Below are 21915 nucleotides of genomic sequence, written 5' to 3' on the forward strand. Positions count from 1 at the left end.
AGCAAAAATGAATAGAGATTTTGTTTTGCTCAGCATCCTATTTAGCCCTTCAGGCCGCTGAGGTTAATACCGCGAATGATTTGACGCTGGAAGATCAGGAACACTACCACTGGTGGCAGGCTAGTGAAAACAAGCCCGGCAATCAGATAAGTGAAAGGAAGCCCCGAATTGGCTCTGCTCTGGTGATAAAACATGACCATCAAAGGTTGGAGATGGTCGTCAGCAAGTACCAGCAGAGGCCAGAGAAAGTCTTTCCACGAGGCAATAATAGTAAAAATTGTAATCACAGCTAAGGCAGGGCGTGAAAGTGGCAGCATAATACGTGTAAAGATTTGCCAGGAATTTGCCCCATCCAGACATGCCGCCTCGGTTAGCTCATTAGGAATAGTATCGAAAAAGCTTTTAAGCACAAGAATATTGAAAGCGTTCGCCGCCTCAGGTAGCCAGACACCGCTCCATGAGTTTACCAGAGATACGTGAATAATGGGCAAATCGCTCACATTGACGAACTGAGGAATAAGATAGACGACAGGCGGGACCATCAGAGTGCAGAAGAAGCAGAATTGGATAATGTTTTTGCCGTCCGGGCGCAACTTGGCCAGAGCATAAGCCGCGCTGGCTGAGACAACAATTTGTAATACTACTGCTCCGGCAGCCAGAGCCAATGTGTTCCAGAAGTAAAGCGGGAAGTTTAAAAACGTCCAGGCATTAATGTAGTTGCTCCATTGCGGATGCTGGGGCCAGAACGTCGGCGGCGTCTGGAAAATCTCGACACTGGATTTCAACGCGCCACTAACCATCCAGTAGAGCGGTCCCAGCGTTGTGAGTGTAGCAATGAGGAGCAAGGCGAAGACAAGCCAGTAGAGCGTACGGCTTAGCGGTCTCTTCAGCGCAGATGCTGGCACAAGGGTACGCTCGCTAGCATCGTCGTCGCTGGCGCGCCAGGAAAACCAGCGTCTCTGGCTATCTGGCCTTTGTCCAGGCTGATCTTGTGGGTTCTGCATGAGAATAGCCATAAGTTAGTCTCCTTGCAAAGAGCGGGTCATGCGCATATAAATGAGCGCAAAGACGGCCAGTACCAGGAAAAGGATCACGCCTAATGCGCTGGCACCTCCAAAGTCCGATTGTTGAAAGGCATAGTTATAGATCAGCAAGAGCACGCTTATCGTAGCATTCTGAGGGCCGCCATTCGTCATCGTAAAAGGTTCGATAAATACTTGCATTGTCCCGATAATCTGTAAGACGAGCATTAAAAGCATAATCGGACGGATAGAGGGAAGCGTAATAAACCAGAGTCGTGCCCATAAGTTAGCTCCGTCTATTTCTGCAGCTTCATAGAGCATGGATGGGACTCCTTGCAGAGCCGCGAGATAAATCAGCATGGTTGAGCCTGCGGAGCTCCATGTGGCCACCACAACCAGTGCAGGTAGCGCAGTGACTGGCGATTCCAGCCAGAGGCCAGAAGCTACATGCACGAGATTGAGTAGAGCATTGAGCAAGCCCGAATCCGGGTTGTAGATCCAACGCCAGAGAAAGACCGTTACAATGGGTGGTAATATTACTGGTAGATAAAATACCAGGCGAAAGAAACTCTTACCGTGGCGCATCTCATTGAGGAGCAGGGCAAGAATAATGGGGATAAAATAGCCAAAGAGCAGCGCGAAGCCCGTAAAGGCCAGGGTATTGCGCCAGGCTATCACAAAAAGCGGATCAGCGAAGATATGGAGGTAGTTTTTCAGACCTACCCAAATCGCGGGATTGATGAGATCAATGCTCTGAAAACTCATCATGATGCCCAGGATGACAGGGTACCAGACAAAGAGAGCGAAAACGAACAAAGCTGGCAGTAAGAAAAGATAGCCGCCGAGATTGCGCCGGATGATATATTCCCATTTGCGAGGAGTGAGCTGCCTCTGTACAAGCGCGGGCGCCTCCTCTGCTCTCAGGAGAGGAGCTTGTTGCCGGGAGCGTGTAGAGGATGAGGCTGGCCATGAGCGTTCCACTGATATCTCCTTCTTTTCCGCAAGAGGGCGCAGCTCTCTTGAGCCAGGCCCTCTTGTGAAGCATTAAGAGGCTGACTGGTCAAGAACCTGCTGGAACTGTTCTGCGGCTTGCTTCAACAATGCCTGTGGATCAGCGTTTGCATTGGTCAATATAGTCTGGACCACAGAATCGAGCGTAGCATACATTTTCTGAGTTTGATTGCGTGGCTCCGGACGTAAAGTCAGTTTAGAATTGGCAAAGGTTGTGTAGTTCTGGGTAGGAACATTGGCATACTTGAGGTTAAGCTCGTTGATTTTATGCTGAAAGTCCCCAGTAAAGAGGATATTGCTCGGTGCACCGACAGTTTGACCGGCGGCAGCTTTCCGGGCCAGATTGCTCTCCATGACCTCCGGATCAAAATTCGAGTAAATAACAAAGTCAAACGCTGTCTTGATTACCTCGCGGGCCGACTTGGGATTGAAGATAAAAATATTTCCGCCGGTCAGGGCTGCATTGCCGCCATTTTGGGGCATGGGACCCATCCCAAAATCTTCCAATTTGGCCTGATACTGCGATTTGAGCGTATCAAGCATATCGGGAGCCATAACAACCATGGCAACTTTATTGGTTGCCAGCAACTGCAAGGTCTGATCCTGGTTCAAAAGTTGCTGCTTTGTCATAGACTGATCAGTGAAGCGCATTTCCTTGAGCAACTGGAGCACGCTCACGCCTTTAGGACTGTTGAAGAGCACTTTGGTGCCATCGGCTGACTGCATATCTCCACCGGCTGTATACATCCAGTTCGTGAAGTGCCAGCCACCCTGATTTGAACTGCTGGTCTCGGCGTAGCCTGCCACGGATGAGCTAGTGAGCTGTTTGGCATAGCCACGAAATTCTTCCCAGGTGGTTGGCGGTTTATCGGGATCAAGTCCCGCCGCTTTGAAGAGCTTGCGGTTATACCAGATACCCAGTGCATAGCCGGTGACGGGAATGCCATAGATCTTGCCTGTGGTAGGATCTGTCGCGATGGAGGAGATACCCGGGTTATAACTGCTAAAATACTGCCAGCTCTTTGCTAGATCGCTAATGTCAGCGGCGGCATGCTTTTTGATCAAAAGAGGTGGCTCGGTAAAATAACTCTCAACTGCGTCTTCCATCTGATTGGCCGAGAGTTTGACAAAATAGGTTGAAGGATCATATGGATCGTTCTTGCCAACAATCTTTGTATGGGGATGGGACTGTTCAAATTGCTTAACCGTCTGATTGAAAACATAGACTGCACCGGGATTTGTCGAAGGGGGAAGCGTATTAATGCTTGCCGTTGTTATTCCTGAGCTGCTTCCGCTGCTTGTTGCTGAACCGCAGGCTCCTAGCAGCTCAAAGCCCAGCAGGCTCATGCCCACGGTTGCACTCTGCTGGAGGAAGTTGCGGCGGGTAAAAAGGGCTCCCTTTTGCGCTGGCATATCCATTGAGAAACCTCCCGATAATACACTGTTCTCCTCACATAGTGTTGTGAGGCTGTCATTGTAGGCCGTAAGGGGATCGCTAATAGACGAATGTATATGTAACGTTCACCTGCTGCAAAGCGCATTTTGCGAACGACATATGCCTAAACTTTCAGCGCTCAGTACAAAAATAAGATAAAATTTTAGGGTAACGTTTACCTAGATTTTCTGTAAAAAAGATAACATAGAAAACTCTAGCCTGTCAAGTGATAAGATCTAGAGCCTTTAATAGAAGTTTTAGCGGCCTCTAAAGCAATTTTACTTGACAATAGAGGGAAAAACATGGTACGATGAAGAAAATAAGCTAGGTTAACGATTACTTTAGTGAAGAGGATATGCTGTTGGCCCAGAGGCAATCTAAGCGTTTAACTATAACGCAAATCGCGAAAGAGGCTGGAGTCTCAACCACGACAGTATCTAAGGTACTCAATCAGCTTCCCGGGGTAGGAGAGCAGACCCGAGCCCGTATTCAGGCAATGATCGAGCAGCACGATTATGTGCAGAATCATGCCGCGCGGCATCTGCGTAAAGGGCAGAGCGGTTTGATAGATCTGGTGATTATGCGCCTGGAAGGGGGATATGATATTGGTATCATGAAAGGGGTGCAAGAGGTATTAGAAGAGAGTGGGCACCGCCTTGTTATATCTACGACCAATGAAGATGAGGATATAGAGCGTCGCTGGTTACGTCGCATCCAGGACCAGGCTACCGATGGCGTCTTGCTCTTGCTTCCCTATGAGCGCATTGGTATCGCAGATACGTTGATGGCTCATAATATTCCTGTAATTGCCATTGGAGATCGTAACGAGCCGACCACAGCCTATCCTACGATTGGCTCGACTATCTGGTTGGGAGGCTATACTGCCACCGAATACCTGATTTCCCTGGGGCATCGCCGCATCGGGATTATCACCGGTCCTCTTCATCTGACTACCTCACGAGCACGCCTGGCTGGCTATCGTGAAGCCCTGGAGCGCGCAAATATTCCCGTTGATCCTACGCTTATCTGTGAAGGTAATTATCTCCTGGGAGATGGAGTCCAACAAACGTTTGCACTTCTTAAGCATCCCGACCCCCCCACAGCAATTTTTGCGGGGAATGATGCACAGGCAGCAGGAGTCTATCAGGCCTTGTACCAGCACAATATTCGTATCCCCGACTTAATGAGCGTAATTGGCTTCGATGACGTGACATATGCAGCTCAGATGTCTCCTCCTCTAACGACGATTCATCAGCCACTGGTTGAGATGGGGAAGATGGCGGCAAATTTGTTGCTACGCCTGATTGCGGGACAAACGCTTGAATCAAATCATGTTGAGCTCTCAACATCGCTTGTGCTAAGAACATCATGTGCTCCCCCACGCCAGGAGTCGCTTCCTATATAGTTCTCGCACTAAATGCGCTAGGAGTCGCCAGGTCGCAAGACGCGGCCTGACGAGAGGTTACTGAGCTGTTGGGCTATTCTTTCCACCATGTATCGAAAGGAGTAACCGGCTCGTGCCGTTTATGCTCAGTACGCTGGTAGCGGTGCTCAATATTTTGGGCAACCTCAGATGGAACTTCCTTGCCTGAAAGATAGGCATCTATCATTTCATAGCTTGTACCCAGCTCGTCCTCATCAAGCCGCCCCGGATTCTGATCAAGAAGATCGGCTGTAGGCAGCTTTGTATAAATCTGTTCTGGCGCGCCAAGATGTTGCAGAAGCAAGCGGCCTTGCTGCTTATTCAGCCCAGTGAGCGGAGTTAGATCTACTCCTCCATCGCCATATTTTGTGAAGAAGCCTACTACCGCTTCTGCCGCATGGTCGGTGCCTACAACCAGAACATTAAACTGATGGGCAATGCGGTACTGAACAGTCATACGTTCCTGGGCTTTTTGATTCCCTTTATTATAGTCGGTCATCTTCAAGCCAGTGCCCTGCTCAAAGGCGGCAACCGCTCCGTCTACTGCTGGCTGAACATTGATAATATAGCTTCTATCAGGGCGAATGAACTGGAGTGCACGCTGAGCATCCTCTTCATCTTTCTGGGCCCCGTAAGGGAGGCGAAGGGCAATAAATTGATACTCTTTTCCTGTTTGCTGACGTAGTTCCTCTACCGCGATCTGGCACAAGCGCCCGGCAAGACTTGAGTCTTGTCCCCCTGAAATACCTAGCACAAAACCGTTCATCCCTGCATTGAGCGCATACTCTTTCAGGAAATTTACGCGAAAGCGTACCTCTTCTGCGGGATCTATTGCATCTTTTGCATGCAGCGCTTCAATGATTTGTTTTTGTTTCTGGCCTGTCATAAGAAAAGCCCTTTCCTCCTGCTGTAAATAGTTGTAGACAACTCTCTTCATTATATACGTAGTTGGCGTGTTATAACAGCAGTTGCAATGTATTGTAGATGGCATAAACACGTTTCTGTCGCAAATTTGGACAAAGCTCGTTGTTAGGAGACCGGCATCTTTGGAAACTTCTTTACTGGAGGTTGCAGAGATAAAGGCGTCTGATATTTTTGCTGCCGATATTGCTGCAGACGAGAGAGATGTGCTATAGTATCTAATATCTTCTATAATTATACGCTCAGTTCGGCTAACTGCTCTGACTAAGAGAAAATGTGGAATAGAGCATGGGGATTCTTCTCTCTCCTCTCTATGATCCGGCAAAAGTAGCTGAAATGGGCTAGAGGCGAATAGCAGCTCGTTGCCGGAGAACGCAGTGAAAGTCTATACCGAACTGATCTAGAGCTTCGCTTGTCAAAATTGTTGCTTGCCCGTTGAGCAAAACGTCTTTTCCACCTGTGCTGCATACTTTTGCACACCGGTTAGATGTTATGTGCTCATTTTCCCTCGGGGACCTCCTCTTCCTTCTGTTAGCCTGTGTACAGTGTGAAGGCGTCGTAGATTATCCATTCTTGCAGATCTTGTGTATGGTATCCAGGTCTGCAGTGATGGCGTCAGGAAGAAGGAATGAGAAAAAATGTCTAAATGGATGTCGATTCCCGAAGAATTTCTGGCAGAGCTTGAAAGCTTGCAGACAAACGAGAAATCCACCTTATCGCCAGCATTTAAGGAATTCCTGCAGAGGGCCGCGCAGCGACGAACCGTGCAGGAAGCAGCTCGCAAGGCATCAAGCGAAGCTAGTTATTGGCAAACCCTCAGGCCATCTATGATCAGGGAGTTTGCTAAAGGGGCTTCTTACTGGACCAGTGTTGATCTTCTGGATGGGGATCTATGGGGAGGAACAATTCGTGTAGCCCTGGAAGGCTTTGGCATCAAAGTTAACCGTTTTCCCGTTGGGCGTGCTCAGCATGCAATTAATGTGCTGAGCGGAGAAGAGGCAACTGCACCCTATGTTCTTCTTGCCATGCATGGAGATTACGATCAACTGCTTTTGCCGGCTTTAGCTCCAGAAATTGAGGCGACGGAGCGCTTCCATGGCGCTCTAACTCCGCAGGATCTTCACTCCTTCGTTGATCTTCCCGGACGAATTGTGATCAGCCTGGGCTGCGAAACCGGAACCCCTAACCTGGCTCGTGCCTTTCTCGATCATGGATGCATTGCTTATATCGGTCCTGAAGGGGCACCCTTTGGTTACGCAAGTATGTTTGTCCCGATATTCTTATTCTACGAATTGACCGAAGGCCGCTCGCTGGCGGAAGCTGTCGAAAGGCTGCGTAAGCATGACCAGGAGTTGGCGATGTGGCGCATCTTTAAGTAACAGTTGCCCATGAGAGGCAGCCAAACTTCTTATAGCCATCGTGTATTCAGCTGGAATTGTTGGGGCAATCCATGACAATATGAGGCAAGAGATTGTCGCCATTAGGTGTTCTCTCACATGTAAGTGTTGCCTTTGCCTCAGGGGGCGGGAAGTTCTCAAAACTTCCCGCCGTATATCTCTTTCGGGCAGATCAATACTTTACATTTTTCATGTATGCTAGACTAGCGTATGACATCATGGCGATAGGAACCGTGTTCTATCTCGTGAAGCACAGAAGCCTCTTTGGGCTTCCAGCCCAAAAGCTGACGACTCTTGAATCCTCTTACGCGACTATTAGAGCCAAGGGCAAAAACTGCTGGCTCCGTTCCCCATTCCTGAATAGCTTCTTCAAGGGACCAGCTCGCTGTCTTTCCTGATAGTCCAGGTAAATGACTGAGAGCATTTGCAAGAGCTTTCATCGTAACCTCACCATTTTCGGCATAGAAGAAAGAGCCAACTGGAGCTTTCTCCAATGCGAGCAAGTAAAGTCTTGTAACATCATCAATATGGACTGTAGACCAGGTATTTAAACCTCGCCCAATGTAACTGACGATTCCACTCTTCCTGGCTTGATTGAGGAGTAGAGGGATCTGGATACTCTCGGAGTGGATACCTCGGCCGCGCCCATAAATGAGGCTCAGGCACAGAACAACTGAATGCACACACTTTTGTGCCGCATCAAGCACCATTCGATCAATAGCGATACGGCCTGCTTTCTCTGGAACAGGATGCATGACACTATCTTCGCTAAATATCTGGTTTCCTGGCTCGCCTGCAGCTTTATCTCCCACAATGCTGGAACCGCTGGTCTGGATAAATAGCTTTCCAGACCCTTCAAGTGCAGGTAGTAGTGCCTCCACCGCGCTAGCGTTATCAGAGTCGGCAGCATTGATTACGGCGTCAACCTGCTTAGCAGCAGTGGCCAGCAGGTCCTTGTCTTCAAGATTCCCTAAAAGGGGCTCGATTCCGCGCTCTTGTAATTGCTCTGCGCGTTCCGGTGAGCGCGTGAGCCCAATGATGTGGTGACCTCTGGCTACAAGTTTCTCGGCCACCGAACCTCCAATATAGCCGGTGGCTCCTGTTAAGAATATCTTCATATATTTCCTCTTTCACCCGTAACTATTAACTGTAGGAAGCTGACTACATCTCAGTTGGGAGCATAAACAGGCATATCTCACCCTCGACCTTTCGGCCTCCAATTCGCTGCGCATAATTGATACGAGGAACTGTACCATGAATACTTTACTAATAGAAGTACTGATAAAAAAGTGGTATACTGACAAAAAAGTAAATATTGGTGAAACTATACTTGACGTTAAGGACTGAGCATATGGGAGAGAACTCTTCGTTAGAACGCACCGAGTCCGGAGATCTGACGCCTTTGTACGGAACATATCGGGGCTTGGATTTAGTGTCTGATAAATGGACAGTACGTGTGGTCTATGAGCTTCGGCCGGGAGGTCGGCGCTTAAGTGATTTGCAGCGCGCCGTTAAGGGGATCTCGCAAAGGATGTTGATCCACACATTGAGAAACCTTGAACGCAATGGTCTGGTTAAGCGCACTGTCTATCCTGTTGTTCCGCCAAAGGTGGAGTATTATCTCACCCCGCTTGGTAAGACCCTGATGAATCCTCTCCTGTCGCTCTGCGCCTGGACCAATGAACATATCGAGGAGATGGAAAAGGCCCGTGAGCAATATGACAAAGAAACTGAGGAAGTGTCGATAAATGGGGAATAGCCGCTAGATCTCGTGCCCTGATATGAGGAGGATGCACGCGATTCCCCAGTAGCTTGAAGTCAGCATCATCTGGCTTGATGAGCCCCTTCGCCGACATGGTTTTGGTCGGCAGTTAATGGAGGAAGCAGAGCGCGAAGCACGTCAGCGCGGTTGTCATTACGCTCGCGTTGCTACCTCAGACTTTCAAGCCCCCGCATTTTATCAAAAGTTGGGATATAGCCTCTATGGAACGCTCGAAAATTGCCCGCCAGGCGAAACCGTCTTTTACCTGTGGAAAAATCTTGATCAGCACGACCCTGATTGAGCGTTTTTAGGAACTGGTCAGAAGAGATCTCTCGTTTTTTTGCGCACAAGGGGCACGTTGCTCTGCTTTTCCCTCCCTGCTCCGATATCAATCAACTTCGGTTGAAGAGCGATCAAGCGGGGGATGCAGGAGGGGTTCCACATGGAACCTCTTTTCAATGGATGTGCTATGGCTTTGTTGACCTCTTGAAAGAGAATGGAGATCAAGGCAGAAGCAGGCCCCAGTAGAGTGCCCACAGCACAAACAGGGCGCCGCCAACCAGTAAGAGACCCAGCCGAAGCCGCTCGCTGCCATTCATCTTTTCCCTCGCTTGATGCCAAACTACTGCTGTCCAGACAAGCGCACCGACAACGACGAGAGAGGCCGCTTGCAGCAGCAACCACGGGAGCGGCCTCCCGGCGAGAACTGGACCAACTGGCGCCACGTTGGTATTTTCCGAAGAGATCATCAGGGAGATCAAGTACGGGAAGAAGCTGAGGATCACCACTGTGCCAGCACTAGCGAGCAGCCGTGCCGGCGAACCTGCAACAGCTTTCTGGGAACTGCCACGCAGCCGTCGCACCAGAGCTACCAGTGGATAGGTAGCAAACGCTATGATGAGCACAGCGACCACAGCGCATTGGAGCCAAAGCGATTCCCACCACATCAGCGGAGGCACTGCGACACTCTGCCACGCCTGCGGCGGCGGAGCGGGAGCGTCGGCAGTGGGCAACTGGCCGCTCGTTACTGCGTGGACGAAGGCTCCGACGAGCTGGGCATAGCCACTTGCCAATGCTGGCAGAGGAGACACCCCACCATCCCGGCTCACGTGTATGGAGTGACTGGCGTTCTTGAAGAAGCGGAATGCGTAGTGCGTGTTCCCGCCTTGCTGGAGGGCGTGAGCGAAGAGTGGGGGGTTCTCTCCTGGGGCAGTAGACCGATCATCGCTGCCCCAGATACCCAGCAGAGGTTGCCGCAGAGACGAGAGGGCGGCTATGGGATCATAGTAGGCCTCTGAAAAGAGCGCAGCCGCCGCCACCAGGCGAAACATAGTAGGTTCGGTGTGGTCAAGCAGTGATCCAGACACGCCTGCATGATGCAAGGTGTCGCCCACCGACCAGGTTTCCTGTTGGAGCGGGATCATCGCGTTGGCGCCCACCACGATGACGAAGGCGATGTTGGCAGAACGGGACGCCGCCAGTGGAGCGACCCAGCCTCCCTCGCTCAATCCCCAGATACCCACCTTCTGCGGGTTTACCCCCTGATGGGCACGCAGGGCCTGCACGGCAGCAAGAGCATCATCGGCCAGTTGGGAGTAGTTCCGTTGATTGATGGAGTAGCCCACCGAGCGCTTATCGTAGATCAGGATGGAGAGGCCCTGCTGGGCGAAGGCTATCGCCTCTGGCAGCCGCTCGGTGCGCAATCCTAGACCAGAGCCGGTCACCAGCACAATACCAGGTCTGCCCATCGGGGCATGGACCGGCTCGACAATTGACCCGTGCAGTGTGAGTCCGCCGCTGCCCTGGAAGCGAACCTCCACTGAGGTCAGATCAGGAGGAAGCTTAAGGACGGGAGATGCCGCAGCCTGCACGGAGGCGGCAGGTAAGCATGCCAGACTCAAGGAAAGACAAGCTATGAGCAGAACTAGAGAGGCCAGGAGTAGGTGTGCAGGGTGCGCCAATCCCCTGCGAGAAGAATGGAGCTTCATAGACAAAAATCCTTTTTCAGAATAGTATTTCTATAGAGAAGCAATAATTTTTAATCTGCTAGAAGGTTAATTCCTCATTATTGCTACAGTATGTCAAAAGTGTCACAAAAGTGTACCCATCCGCCAACCAAAGCAATCTTGCCAACAGTGGCGCAGCCTTGCGCTCTCCAGCCCATCCCCTGATCTGGTTCCTTCATAATCGACAGTTTTCTGACATACCTCCTGGCCGGTTGACATATAGCTCCGCACATACGCTTGACCGTATCAAAACGTATGTCAAATGAAAAGCTGGTAAGGTTGCAATGCTCATTAGCTTGTGCCATACCAGCTTTTCGCATCTTCCTGTCTCCGGGATCGCTATTGCCAGCCTCTCATCAGCTAAGCGATTAACTCCTTCGCAAAGAGGCGCAACAGATCAAGATTCAAGACATCGGGGAAGCGGAGAATGACTTCCTGAACGCCGGCTTCCTCCAGCTCGCTCAGACGTTTGCGCAGTGTGGTCGGGCTACCAACCAGGGAGCTCGCCATAATGGCGGCGCGACCAGGTAAGCCAGCCGGGAGTTTTGCCTCAGCCTGCTCATTGGTCTCGCCGATCATACAGGAAAGCGTCACCGTGCGGCGAATACTCTCATAATCGCGCCCTACGGTTTCACAGTGCTTTCTCAAGACATCAAACTTGTGCCGAATGGTTTCTAGAGTGCCGCCTACATTGCAAGCATCGCCATACTGCGCGACAAGCTTGAGGGTGACTTGTTCGCCGCCCCCGCCAATCAGCAGAGGAATATGTGGCTTTTGCACGCCTTTGGGCTGATTGATCGCGCCGCGCACCTGGTAGTATTTCCCTTCGAAGACAGCTTCTTCTTGCGTCCACATGGCCAGGATCACTTGCAGCGCCTCGCGCAATTGACGCAGACGAGCGGGAGCTTCAGGATAGTCGTATCCATAGGCGCGATACTCTTGTTCGAGCGCTCCCGCCCCAATCCCAAAGTCCAGCCGTCCGTGCGAGAGCACATCGACGGTACTTGCCATTTTGGCCAGGAGTGCAGGATTGCGGTAGCCATTGCAGGTCACCATCTGGCCAATGCGGATTCGCTGGGTGCTGCGCGCAAGAGCTGCGGCCGAGGTCCAGCATTCAAAGGTCATTTCCTGTGATGGCTTTGGAAAGGTATGGAAATGATCGACAAGCCAGACAGAATCAAAGCCTACCTCCTCGGCGACCTGAGCTACCTGCGCCATAGTTTCAAACGCTTCGATCGGATCTTTCAGATGCGCCAGCTCCATGGTCCAGCCTTGCGGCAGCGAGAGGCCAAATTTCAGAGACATAGATACCTCCTTCGATCAAGCATGATAGTAGTCAGCGAGCGCGGTGAAGGCGGCCTTAGGTTCCCAGGGCATATCGGGATAGGTCTCCCCAGTGCGATTCTCAAGGACCTTGACCACTCCCCAGCTTGCCATGTCGAAGTCTTCGTGGGGGTTGCTGCGGTGCGGCCAGCCATAGCAAACGAAGGTGCAGGCAAAGGCGGCATCAACGCCTTCAGCTGTGAAGATGTCAAGTAGCTCGCGCAGATAGGTAGCCTGCACCTGCTCATCGCGGATGTAGTCGCCCTTGAGGCGGACCGGCGTGCTCCCGTCGAACTCGATCATCTCACCACCACCGCGACCGCCGTGATCAGCCGCTCCACGGTGGGTGGTGCAGCCGAATTCGGTGATTGCAACCGGCTTGCCTTGCGCAACCAATGTGCGCACACCCTGCTGAAAGATATGGGCGATCTCCTTCGAGCGGTGAAGATCGACCGAAACGATATCGAACGGCGTCCAGTCGATGCCCTCTAGCGGGATGGAGGCATAGGTGACTTTGCCGCCGAATCGCTCGCGGACCGTGGCCACGGCTCTGGCCAGGAACTCATTAATGCGTGCGGGTAGCCCGGCCATGCTCTGAAGGGTTTCCGGCTGACGCTTGAGCAGATTAGTGACTCGCTCTTCAAGGCTATCGCCGGGCAGGAAGCCTGTATTGAACAGGCTCAGCTCGGCACCGGTGACGAATACGACTTCGGCTCCCTGGCGGCGGATGCGCTCGGCACGCTCGGCGGCGTCGGCCAGCAGGTTGAGCATCGCCTCGGGGCCGAACTGCTGAGTGAACGGCGAGAACCAGACTTCCAGGCCCAGATCGGCCGCGTGACGCGCCGCAAATTCGAGCCGGTCCAGCTCGTCGCCAAACAGGCGCACCGCTGTACAATGCAGGTCGTCGCGAATGATCTGTAACTCGCGCCTAACGATTTCGTGGTCGAACGGCCTGCGGGTCTCACCATCGGCACTGAAGCCGGTGTCGTAACCGATCCCTCTGGCCCGCAGAGAGCGTTTATGCCGCACAACTGATTGGGTATTATTAAGACTCATCCATGTTTTCCTTTCGAGTACTTTTTGACTCTAGACAAGAAGTCATGGAAAAAAGACAAACGAATATCAGGACATACTGTCGCCAAATCGCTGTTTCCTTTAATCCACGAAGCAAATTGTTCTGCTACTCTTTTAATGAATAAAAAATTCTTTCATTGAAAAATATACCCCTTCAATCCATCTTTGTCAAGCAATTTTTGTGAGCGTCGTACCTGGGTGGAGAATACTTCTCCACTTGCCTGCTTGGGAGTGGAAATCTAAAAGCAAGCTATTCTGAAATGGACAGAGAACTCGCTATCTGTTAAAAGGTGCAGGTTCTTCAATTCAAGCATAACTCTACAAAAATGCTGGTTATCGCATATATGGACAAAATTATCCGAGAAAAGTTGACGCGGGACTATAAACGCCACAGAAGCTATCTGACTGCTTGCGCTTCAATTGGAAAGAAGCTGAGAGCGAACTTGCCAGGGCTTACGGAAATTGGCAGTGGGAAAGTAATAGTATATGCTACTATTGTATAGAAATGATGAATATAGCGTGGAAACTTATCTTTCAAACTTATGTTGCTTTCGAAGGAGGTATCCTGATGTCTGAAGCAAAGGCGAGGAAACTCGCTTCGTATAGTCTGAACCTGTGTGCTGACTATTATCAAATACATATTGAGGACGAAGAGTTTGACGACGATTTTCCTGATGATTGGGGCAATCAATTAGTCACCAATAAGATAGCCGTAGCGCCTGGGATTGTTGGCGTTGGCACCGCTCGTAACATGACAGTCCCTATCCAGCTTGATCTCCTGGACAGGGGCTCTGAAGATGAATTTGATTCCTGGGATCATGTTGTGGAGGCGAGTTTGGATGTACCATCGGGCAAGATAGCGATTCTTGGGTGCACTGCTTATTTCCCTGATGCCACGCGAATCTCGGTCAAGCCAGGAAGTTATCGAGTGCGTATTTACTCCAGGGGATTGGCAGGCCTGAGTAAAGATGGCCTTGAAGGCGATGATTATTATCACATAGTTATCTGGTCTCAGGCGTACAGCCCTACCAGTGTTTTGAAACGCTGGTCGGCCAGTTGATTCCGGCAAAGTCTGTACAAAGAGGGCTTGACTTTCGGAACAGACTGGTCTATTCTTCTTGTATGAAGAAGGCAAATACCAGGCAACATCTGCTGGAAGTTGGCAAACAATTAATCTGGGAAAAGGGCTATACCGCGACCGGCATCCAGGACGTGTTGCATGCGGCAGGCGTGCCCAAGGGCTCTTTTTATCACTACTTCGCGAGCAAGGACGCCTTTGTGCTGGCAGCCCTGGAGAGCTATATGCAGGAGTATGATACGTATGTTGGGCATTATCTTGAGGATGAAACGCATACTCCCCTGGAGCGCTTGCAGCTCTTCTTTGAGGCTGCGGGCCGCTGGTATGCGTCATTGCTCTCCTATCGCGGCTGTATGGTTGGGAACCTGAGCCAGGAACTTGCAGCCTACAACGAGCCTTTTCGGGCCAGGTTACAGGACGCGCTTACGCATTTGCGCTTAAGAATTCAGCGCTGCATAGCACAGGCTCAGGCAAGCGGAGAACTTTCGCCTACGCTAGAGGTTGAACAGACTGCTGACTTTTGCTTAAACAGCCTACATGGAGCGCTGTTGCGCATGAAAGTTGAGCAGGACCCCGCTCCGCTCCATACCTTTTTGCGCATTCTCTTTGAACGTGTACTCACGAGATGAGAGAGCTTTCTCTCCAGAACGCAGTTTTTTTGTTACCTTAAAGTAGACCGGTCTATTAGAAAGTGAGCAAAAAATTTATGACTGAGATATCATCGCCGGATCAGCGGCTCAAACAAATCATGGCAACAGACGCACCATTGTCCCAAAAGCTTGCGCAGGTTCTCGCTATGGGGAAGCAAATGGTGCCTGCCGAGCTCTTGCAGCAGTTACTGAGTCCTGTCGAGATGCTCAGGGCCAACAAGGCGGCTGAGCGGGCTCTCCAGGAAGGCGAAAAGGTCCCGGACTTTACGCTACCCGATGCCCTTGGCAATTCCGTGACACTTACACAGTTGCTCGGACAGGGACCCGTTGTTATTACCTTCTATCGAGGCTCCTGGTGTCCGTACTGCAATATACAGCTCCATGCCTATCAGCAGGTTCTCCCCCAGCTTAAAGAACTAGGTGCCTCGCTGGTAGCCATTTCTCCCCAGACGCCGGATCAGAGCCTCTCGCTCGCCGAAAAGCAGGCGCTAACCTTTGCGGTTTTAAGCGATGCTGGCAATCGGGTTGCGCGCAAGTTTGGGCTTGTCTTTACGATTGATGAGGCGGTGCGCGCTGCCTACAGGCAGATCAACGCGGATCTCTCAGCTTTCAATGGCGATGGCTCGTGGGAATTGCCGATGGCAGGTACATTTCTTGTAGATCGGGATGGAACCATCCGGCTGGCCTTTGTCGATCCCGACTATACGCGCCGTCTTGAACCATCCATCATCATTGCCAGCCTCAAAAAGTTAAGGAATGCACAGAGCTCATAAGTCGTAAAACTCAACCCGGAGGCACATATATGTGCCTCCGCTGAATGGAGCCAGTTTCTTGTGTCTTTTCCCGCCGCAAACATGGCGACAGAGTGAGTCTTAAGCGCTCCTCATGCGCTATGTTTTATGTCCCCAATTTGAGCTTGTACGCTTTGTCCGTGGGCAGAGTGACTGCGGGAGAGATAGGGCCTGGTGCGAAGTGCTTCGATTAGATAGCTTGACACATCGCGGACATACATATATCCTTCTAGGGAAGAGGAGGAGTATGACGTGTCAAGCTCTAAGACGATCTATGATGTGGCCGCTCTGGCTGGCGTGAGCATCTCTACTGTGTCGTTAGCTCTCAATTCCCCGGCGCGAGTCAGCGCAGAGACGAGGCGCAAAGTTCTGGAGGCTGTAGATGCGCTTGGTTTTGCTCCTAAGCCGGAAGCCGTGGCCAAAGCGCGTCGAGGCGTAGGGCGCATAGGCGTCATCGCGCCATATACCTCTTACCCGTCAGTTGCTCAACGCCTGAACGGGATTCTGCGCTTCGTCAGTCACCGTCCCCTGGAGATCGTTTTATTTGACCAGGTATCGGCGGCACAGAGCTCCTCACCTCTACTAGCAAGCCTGCCCATTACGGGGCGCCTGGATGGTCTCATAGTGATCAGCCTGCCGCTAGATGAGGTCGTTGCTAAGCGCCTTACCACTCTGCGACTACCTACAGTGCTCATCGATGTGCGTTATCCCGGCTTCGATGCCATCCTGACCTCCGACTCGCTTGGTGGCCGGCTCGTGGCCGAGCATTTGATAGCTCAAGGCCATTGCCACTTTGCTTTTCTTGGCGAGACTCAGCAATCTTCCCTCTATGTCTCCCCAGCCCAACAAAGACTCATAGGCTATCGTAGCGCATTGCAAGAAGCTGGCTATTCCCTTGCAGAGGATGATGTACGCTTCACTCTGCACGGAGTAGAGCCAGCTATGAATATGGCAATGGAGCTGTTGGCCCAGGAGAAACGGCCAACGGCTGTTTTTGCCAGCTCCGATACCCTGGCCGCCGGCGTGCTGAGGGCGGCGCGCAAACTGGGACTCAGTGTTCCAGACGAGGTTGCTATTGTTGGCTTCGATGATGGTGAACTGGCTGAAGCTCTGGATCTCACCACCGTGCGCCAACCTCTGGAGGAAACCGGCCGGGCGGCTATGGAGCGATTACTCCAACAGCTTGAGAAGCCCACCACAACTCGTGAAGTGATGCTAAACTTAGAGTTAGTCAAGCGCGCTACAGGCTAGCGAAAGCCCATGCGTAGAGTTGGACCATTAGGCACTCAGCGCATTCAGCTAAGCGGTAGTAATGACTCGGGATCGTGAGCGAGCACTGATCTTCCACCATCGACAGGCACGGTGGCTCCGTTGATAAAACTTGCCTCGGCTGAGAGTAGGTAGACTATAGCTGCGGCAACCTCCTGGGCGCGCGCAATCCGGCCCGGTGGATGGAGCAGGCGCATTTCTTGTTCGATTCGTGCGCTAACCTCGGGCTCCTGCTGCTGAAGAAATTCTTTGTAGCGCTCAGTCTCCACCGAACCAGGGGCAACAGCGTTAACGCGTATGCCGTGGGGAGCGTACTCTACAGCTAGCGCACGCGTTAGCCCTTCAATGGCAGCCTTGGCGGTCACATAAGGAGTGCAGCCGGGAACAGCTTGCCTGGCCTGGTGTGAGGAGAGATTTACAATTGCTCCCGGCGTTCCTGCCGCCAGGAAACGGCGAATGGCGCTCTGACACCCGGCGATAACGGGACTAAGATTTAGCGAGATCAGGTCCAGCATTTCGTGGGCGGAGACTGCGTGGAGCGAAGCGTCACGGAATAAAGCAGCATTATTGACCCAACCTGAAAAAGCGCCTGCTGACTGGGCGAGATCCGCCGCTTGCTCCGTAACTGTATTATCGCTAGCATCGCCAATCAAGGCAAGCACGCGCTGCCCTGCTGGATGCTCATCTATCCAGGTTAGCGCTTCTGGGCTGCGTTCGATCACGACGACGCAGTTGGGGCCATCCAGAAGCCTCTCGACAACAGCCCTGCCGATACCTTGACCGCCTCCTGTAACTACATAAGAACTGATCATATGTGCCTCCAATTGAGATGTGCTAGCTTGTCACTTCTTCTTCATACGCTTTCCCTCCAATCTTCTCTTCAGAGCATACATAACTATCTATGCTATGTCAAGTGCTTTGTTCGAAGCACTTCGAAAACATTGAATAGAAAAAATATTTTGCCAGCATTTCGCGTGGGCTAAGGAGCAGTGCTAGCGCTCATGTCATCCTGCATAGTTTTTTTGAATGTTCTGGCCAGACTTTGCACTGCCAGGTTGATTTGCTGGGCATTGAAGGCCGTGTAGCCTAACAGTAATGCCCGAGAGTTGAGTGCGCGCTGTGAGTAGGCCGAGAGAGGCGGAACGATTATCCCTTGCTGTGCTGCAGCCCGTGAGATCTGGGTTTCGTTAAGGCCTTCAGCAAGATTTCCCACGAGATGCATGCCAGCTTCAGACGGAGCGACCGCGAGTAAGCCCGCCAACTCGCGCCTGACAGCTTCTATCAGCAGTGTCTGACGCTCTTCATAGAGGGTGCGCATTCGCCTGAGATGGCGCGAAAAATGGCCCTGGCTCATAAAATCGGTTAATACGAGCTGATCGATGATTGGTGGTTGGCGATCCATGAGCTTGCGTGCAGCCACAAATGCCTCTACGAGATCAGAAGGCACAATCAAGTAGCCCAGGCGCAGGCCTGGGAAAAGCACTTTGCTTAACGTACCGATATAGATAACCCTACCCGTTGCGTCAAGCCCTTGTAAAGAGGGAAGCGGACGACCCGTGTAGCGATATTCGCTCTCATAATCATCTTCGAGAATCCAGGCTCCAACCTGATTGGCCCAGCTTAAGAGCGCCAGCCGGCGTGGCAAGCTTGTGGTCACCCCAAGAGGAAATTGATGTGAAGGGGTTACATAAGCTAAGCTGGCATGTTTGCCTAAATGAATGCCCTGCGCTATGTCGAGTCCCTGCTCATCGACCGGCACGGCAATAACTTGTGCCGCTGCACCAAGCAAAGCCCCGCGGGCTCCAGGATAGCCGGGATCTTCCATCCAGATAGCATCGCCAGGATCAAGCAATAAACGCGCTGCCAACTCAATAGCTTGCTGAGAGCCAGCTACAACTATAACCTGTTCAGCAACGCATTGAACGCCTCGTGCCGCTCGTACATAAGTTGCGATCTGCTCACGTAAGGGCAGAAATCCCGCGGGATCTGAATAGCCTAACAGTTCTGCTGGAAAGCGGTTCCAGCGCTTCGTCAGCAGACGCCTCCAGATGGTGTAGGGAAACTGATCGAGGGCTGGCAGGCCCGGCCGAAATGCACTAACCGCCCCTCCACTTTCCAGGAACTGGGGCATAACCATACTGTTTGCCAGGACAGCTCCTCGCCGCGAGAGCTTACGTTTTTGCTCTTCAGCAGGCGCAAGAGGAGCTGTTTTATCGGGTAGCTCAAGTAGACTATCCGGCAAGACATCGGTGACATACGTCCCACTACCTTCTTGGCCATAAATATAACCTTCAGCTAGCAACTGCTCGAAGGCAGTGAGAACCGTAAAACGCGAAATCCCTAAATTCCTGGCGCAGAGCCGCGTAGATGGCAGCTTTGTGCCTGCCGCCAGTTTGCCTGAAAGGATGGTCTGGCGTATGGCATCAGCCAATTGGCGATAGAGAGGAATAGGCGATGAAGGATCGAGCGCGAGCGCGAAGAAGAGGGGATGTAGCGCTTCTTTGATCATACTGAGATCTCCCATTGGTTTGAACAGTCAAAAGGGAAGTGGTATGGCCAGCTTAACAGAAAGTGGTGCTTGTGGCAAGATCACTTTTCGCGGAAAATAGCAACCATCCTGGCAGTGAAGCATTAGACAGATTATCCCGGAACATCGATAGCGTGGTTGTACCGAGTAAGGAGCATGAGATGGACGGAGAAAGTAAAAGAAACGGCATATATTGGCTTATGGTGTATACACTTTTTATCGTGATGGTAGGGCCAAATCTGCCCTCGCCCCTCTACGAGATCTATAGGAAACTCTGGCACCTCTCGACAGGAACGATCTCTTTACTCTTTGCCACCTATCCCCTGGCCCTCATACCTTCCCTTATGCTTGCGGGTCCGCTTTCTGACCGTATAGGACGCCGTAGGCTGATTATTCCCAGCCTCCTTATGCTTATGCTAGGAAGCATCTGCTTTGCCTCTGCACATACCGTTGTCTGGTTGTTTGTGGCACGGGCTTTTCAAGGCATCGCAGTCGGAAGCGCCATCGCTACGTTAACTGCTTATCTTGTAGAGTTGCATCCGCGCCAGCAGCATAATGCAGCAACGGTACATGCTTCGTTGGCCGTCGCCTCGGGTGGCGCTGTTGGGCCATTGTTGGCAGGAATGCTGGCTCAATTTACTTTCCAGCCGATTGTCATGCCCTATCTTGTCCATCTCGGGCTTCTCGGGCCTGCATTTCTTGCGGCCTGGAGCATGCCTGAGACTGTGGCAAAACGCAGCGAGAATAGGCGGCGTTATTTCCCATCCTGGCACTTGCTGAGCTCACTACGCGCTACATTTGTTCCTGGCAGCATTGCAGCCTTTCTTGCCTGGTCGGTGATTGCTCTCTTTGTTGCTCTGGCGCCAACGTATGTAGGGCTTCTGCTGCATATAAATGCGCTCATAATGACGGGGAGCATCGTATTTCTCCTGCTTGGCGCTTCTGCGGCCACCCAGGTACTCTTACGGAACCTTTATGCCCCACGCGCGATTTTTTATGGGATTGCCTTCCTCCTGCCTGGTCTTGGCTGTGTCGTGGCTGCCGTCCCATTGCACGCTCCTGGTCTCTTGCTGCTTGGCATGGTTATAAATGGAATTGGCCATGGATTAACCTGGATGGGGAGCCTCGCCCTGGTAACACTTAGCGCTCCTTTCTCCAGGCGGGCCGAGGTTCTGGCAGGCTTCTATGTGGCCATGTATTTAGGGGTGGCACTGCCAGTAATTGGTATTGGCTTTCTAAGCGAAGCCATTGGCCTGTACGGAGCTTTCCTGGTATTTGCTGGCGCAGTGTGGATACTGGGCATAGGACTTCTGCTTCTTCTTAAGCGCGTTTCTTTACGCTCGCTGGCCTCGCCTGGCAACCAGGGGTAAGTAGAACAAGGTGTGCTTGAGTTCGGCAATAGAGCAAATATTTCCCAGCAAGCGCCTTCCTAAGAGCCTTGACATCCCTTTTCACCTGGATTATACTTCATATATATGAAAGATATATACATGTGAAATATATAGGTGTGAAGTTATGGGTAAAGAGAACAAAAGCAAATATGCCCTGCTGGGCATGCTCAGCCTGCTGCCTATGTCGGGCTATGATCTTAAGAAGGCCATTGAAGGCGGTCTGGGTCATTTCTGGCAAGAGAACTATGCCCAGATCTATCCTATGCTCAAGCAACTCCAGGCCGAAGGCTTGACCATATCGCATAGCGAGAAGCAAGAAGGCAAACCTGAGCGTCGCATCTATGCCTTAACCGACAAGGGACGAGAGGAACTACGCCGCTGGCTGGCTGGCCCTGTTGAGCATCAGGTCATCCGCAACGAACTTTTACTCAAGTTATTCTTTGGCACTCAGGTTCCTCTTCCCGCGAGCATCGAGCACGTACGTGAATATCGAGAAAAGTATATACAGCTTTTGCAGATTTTTGAGCAGACTGAGGTGCAAATCAAACAAGAATATGCCACAAATCCCAATCTTCCCTACTGGCTCCTGACACTTAGCAATGGAAAATATGATGCCCAGGCAGTTATTGCCTGGTGCGATGAAGCCCTGGTTACGCTGGAAAACTTGGCCGAGCCTGAAGCAAGGGAGAAGGAATCAAGCTAGCTGGCATGGTATCTGCTTGCACCTGGCTCAGGCAGCTACGCCTAAAGCTTATCCGGATAAGAGGTTTGCCGTTATTTTTCAGTTTATGGCAATACTGACGACGATACAACGTGTAGTAATAAGGAGAAGATA

At 51.6% G+C, this 21915-nt stretch carries 19 protein-coding genes and 1 pseudogene; 10 read left to right on the forward strand and 10 right to left on the reverse strand.

Features of this window, described 5'->3' with window-relative positions:
• Positions 1-41: 41 nt before the first annotated feature.
• The 3 genes from EPA93_RS13385 to EPA93_RS13395 form a co-directional block, all read right to left on the reverse strand.
• Positions 42-1016, reverse strand: coding sequence for a carbohydrate ABC transporter permease (locus EPA93_RS13385; RefSeq protein WP_129888007.1), 975 nt, complete (start codon positions 1014-1016; stop codon positions 42-44).
• A gap of 3 nt (positions 1017-1019) precedes the next feature.
• Entirely contained in the window at positions 1020-2003 is a 984-nt protein-coding gene (locus EPA93_RS13390) for a carbohydrate ABC transporter permease (RefSeq protein WP_242527395.1), read from the reverse strand.
• A gap of 63 nt (positions 2004-2066) precedes the next feature.
• On the reverse strand, positions 2067-3452 hold the full coding sequence (locus EPA93_RS13395) for an extracellular solute-binding protein (RefSeq protein ID WP_129888009.1): 1386 nt from the start codon (positions 3450-3452) through the stop codon (positions 2067-2069).
• 377 nt (positions 3453-3829) lie between these two features.
• Between EPA93_RS13395 and EPA93_RS13400 the strand changes: the two genes are divergently transcribed.
• A complete protein-coding gene (locus EPA93_RS13400; protein WP_165423076.1) occupies positions 3830-4873 on the forward strand; it encodes a LacI family DNA-binding transcriptional regulator in 1044 nt (347 codons plus the stop codon).
• 73 nt (positions 4874-4946) lie between these two features.
• On the opposite strand, the gene nadE is transcribed toward EPA93_RS13400, so the two are convergent.
• Positions 4947-5777 (reverse strand): ammonia-dependent NAD(+) synthetase, encoded by an 831-nt coding sequence (nadE, locus tag EPA93_RS13405; RefSeq protein ID WP_129888011.1) that lies wholly within the window; start codon positions 5775-5777, stop codon positions 4947-4949.
• A gap of 673 nt (positions 5778-6450) precedes the next feature.
• Between nadE and EPA93_RS13410 the strand changes: the two genes are divergently transcribed.
• Positions 6451-7191 (forward strand): hypothetical protein, encoded by a 741-nt coding sequence (locus tag EPA93_RS13410; protein WP_207229532.1) that lies wholly within the window; start codon positions 6451-6453, stop codon positions 7189-7191.
• A 221-nt stretch (positions 7192-7412) separates the two neighbouring features.
• On the opposite strand, the gene EPA93_RS13415 is transcribed toward EPA93_RS13410, so the two are convergent.
• Complete coding sequence (locus tag EPA93_RS13415; RefSeq protein WP_129888012.1) at positions 7413-8327, reverse strand: NAD-dependent epimerase/dehydratase family protein; 915 nt, start codon at positions 8325-8327, stop codon at positions 7413-7415.
• 233 nt (positions 8328-8560) lie between these two features.
• Between EPA93_RS13415 and EPA93_RS13420 the strand changes: the two genes are divergently transcribed.
• Both EPA93_RS13420 and EPA93_RS50890 read left to right on the forward strand, forming a co-directional pair.
• Positions 8561-8968, forward strand: a complete 408-nt coding sequence (locus EPA93_RS13420) for a winged helix-turn-helix transcriptional regulator (RefSeq protein WP_129888013.1) — start codon at positions 8561-8563, stop codon at positions 8966-8968.
• Between the two features lie 67 nt (positions 8969-9035).
• Positions 9036-9176 (forward strand): annotated as a pseudogene (locus EPA93_RS50890) (GNAT family N-acetyltransferase); the annotation flags it as partial.
• Positions 9177-9474: 298 nt separating this feature from the next.
• Here the strand turns inward: EPA93_RS50890 and EPA93_RS13430 are convergent.
• From EPA93_RS13430 to EPA93_RS13440, 3 genes are all read right to left on the reverse strand, one after another.
• Positions 9475-10959, reverse strand: a complete 1485-nt coding sequence (locus EPA93_RS13430; RefSeq protein WP_129888014.1) for an alpha/beta hydrolase family protein — start codon at positions 10957-10959, stop codon at positions 9475-9477.
• Between the two features lie 378 nt (positions 10960-11337).
• On the reverse strand, positions 11338-12282 hold the full coding sequence (locus EPA93_RS13435; RefSeq protein WP_129888015.1) for an LLM class F420-dependent oxidoreductase: 945 nt from the start codon (positions 12280-12282) through the stop codon (positions 11338-11340).
• A 15-nt stretch (positions 12283-12297) separates the two neighbouring features.
• Positions 12298-13311 (reverse strand): hypothetical protein, encoded by a 1014-nt coding sequence (locus tag EPA93_RS13440; protein ID WP_165423906.1) that lies wholly within the window; start codon positions 13309-13311, stop codon positions 12298-12300.
• Positions 13312-13942: 631 nt separating this feature from the next.
• Here EPA93_RS13440 and EPA93_RS13445 point away from each other — a divergent pair.
• The 4 genes from EPA93_RS13445 (at position 13943) to EPA93_RS13460 (ending at position 17144) form a co-directional block, all read left to right on the forward strand.
• Positions 13943-14434: a hypothetical protein gene (locus tag EPA93_RS13445; RefSeq protein ID WP_129888017.1), complete on the forward strand. Its 492-nt coding sequence runs from the start codon at positions 13943-13945 to the stop codon at positions 14432-14434.
• A 62-nt stretch (positions 14435-14496) separates the two neighbouring features.
• Positions 14497-15081, forward strand: a complete 585-nt coding sequence (locus EPA93_RS13450) for a TetR/AcrR family transcriptional regulator (RefSeq protein WP_129888018.1) — start codon at positions 14497-14499, stop codon at positions 15079-15081.
• A gap of 77 nt (positions 15082-15158) precedes the next feature.
• A complete protein-coding gene (locus EPA93_RS13455; RefSeq protein ID WP_242527396.1) occupies positions 15159-15875 on the forward strand; it encodes a peroxiredoxin-like family protein in 717 nt (238 codons plus the stop codon).
• A 270-nt stretch (positions 15876-16145) separates the two neighbouring features.
• The gene (locus EPA93_RS13460) at positions 16146-17144 is read left to right on the forward strand and encodes a LacI family DNA-binding transcriptional regulator (RefSeq protein ID WP_129888019.1); all 999 of its coding nucleotides are present in this window, start codon (positions 16146-16148) and stop codon (positions 17142-17144) included.
• A gap of 44 nt (positions 17145-17188) precedes the next feature.
• Here EPA93_RS13460 and EPA93_RS13465 read toward each other — a convergent pair whose 3' ends face one another.
• Positions 17189-17974 carry an SDR family NAD(P)-dependent oxidoreductase gene (locus tag EPA93_RS13465; protein ID WP_129888020.1) on the reverse strand — a complete coding sequence of 262 codons (786 nt, stop codon included), beginning with the start codon at positions 17972-17974 and terminating at the stop codon, positions 17189-17191.
• A 167-nt stretch (positions 17975-18141) separates the two neighbouring features.
• The gene (gene pdxR, locus EPA93_RS13470; protein ID WP_129888021.1) at positions 18142-19671 is read right to left on the reverse strand and encodes a MocR-like pyridoxine biosynthesis transcription factor PdxR; all 1530 of its coding nucleotides are present in this window, start codon (positions 19669-19671) and stop codon (positions 18142-18144) included.
• Between the two features lie 179 nt (positions 19672-19850).
• On the opposite strand from pdxR, the gene EPA93_RS13475 reads away from it, so the two are divergent.
• Together EPA93_RS13475 and EPA93_RS13480 are read left to right on the forward strand one after the other, a co-directional pair.
• Positions 19851-21059 carry an MFS transporter gene (locus EPA93_RS13475; RefSeq protein WP_129888022.1) on the forward strand — a complete coding sequence of 403 codons (1209 nt, stop codon included), beginning with the start codon at positions 19851-19853 and terminating at the stop codon, positions 21057-21059.
• 145 nt (positions 21060-21204) lie between these two features.
• Entirely contained in the window at positions 21205-21783 is a 579-nt protein-coding gene (locus EPA93_RS13480) for a PadR family transcriptional regulator (RefSeq protein WP_129888023.1), read from the forward strand.
• Positions 21784-21915 lie beyond the last annotated feature (132 nt).

The sequence above is a fragment of the Ktedonosporobacter rubrisoli genome (genome assembly GCF_004208415.1).
GTDB classification, from domain to species: domain Bacteria; phylum Chloroflexota; class Ktedonobacteria; order Ktedonobacterales; family Ktedonobacteraceae; genus Ktedonosporobacter; species Ktedonosporobacter rubrisoli.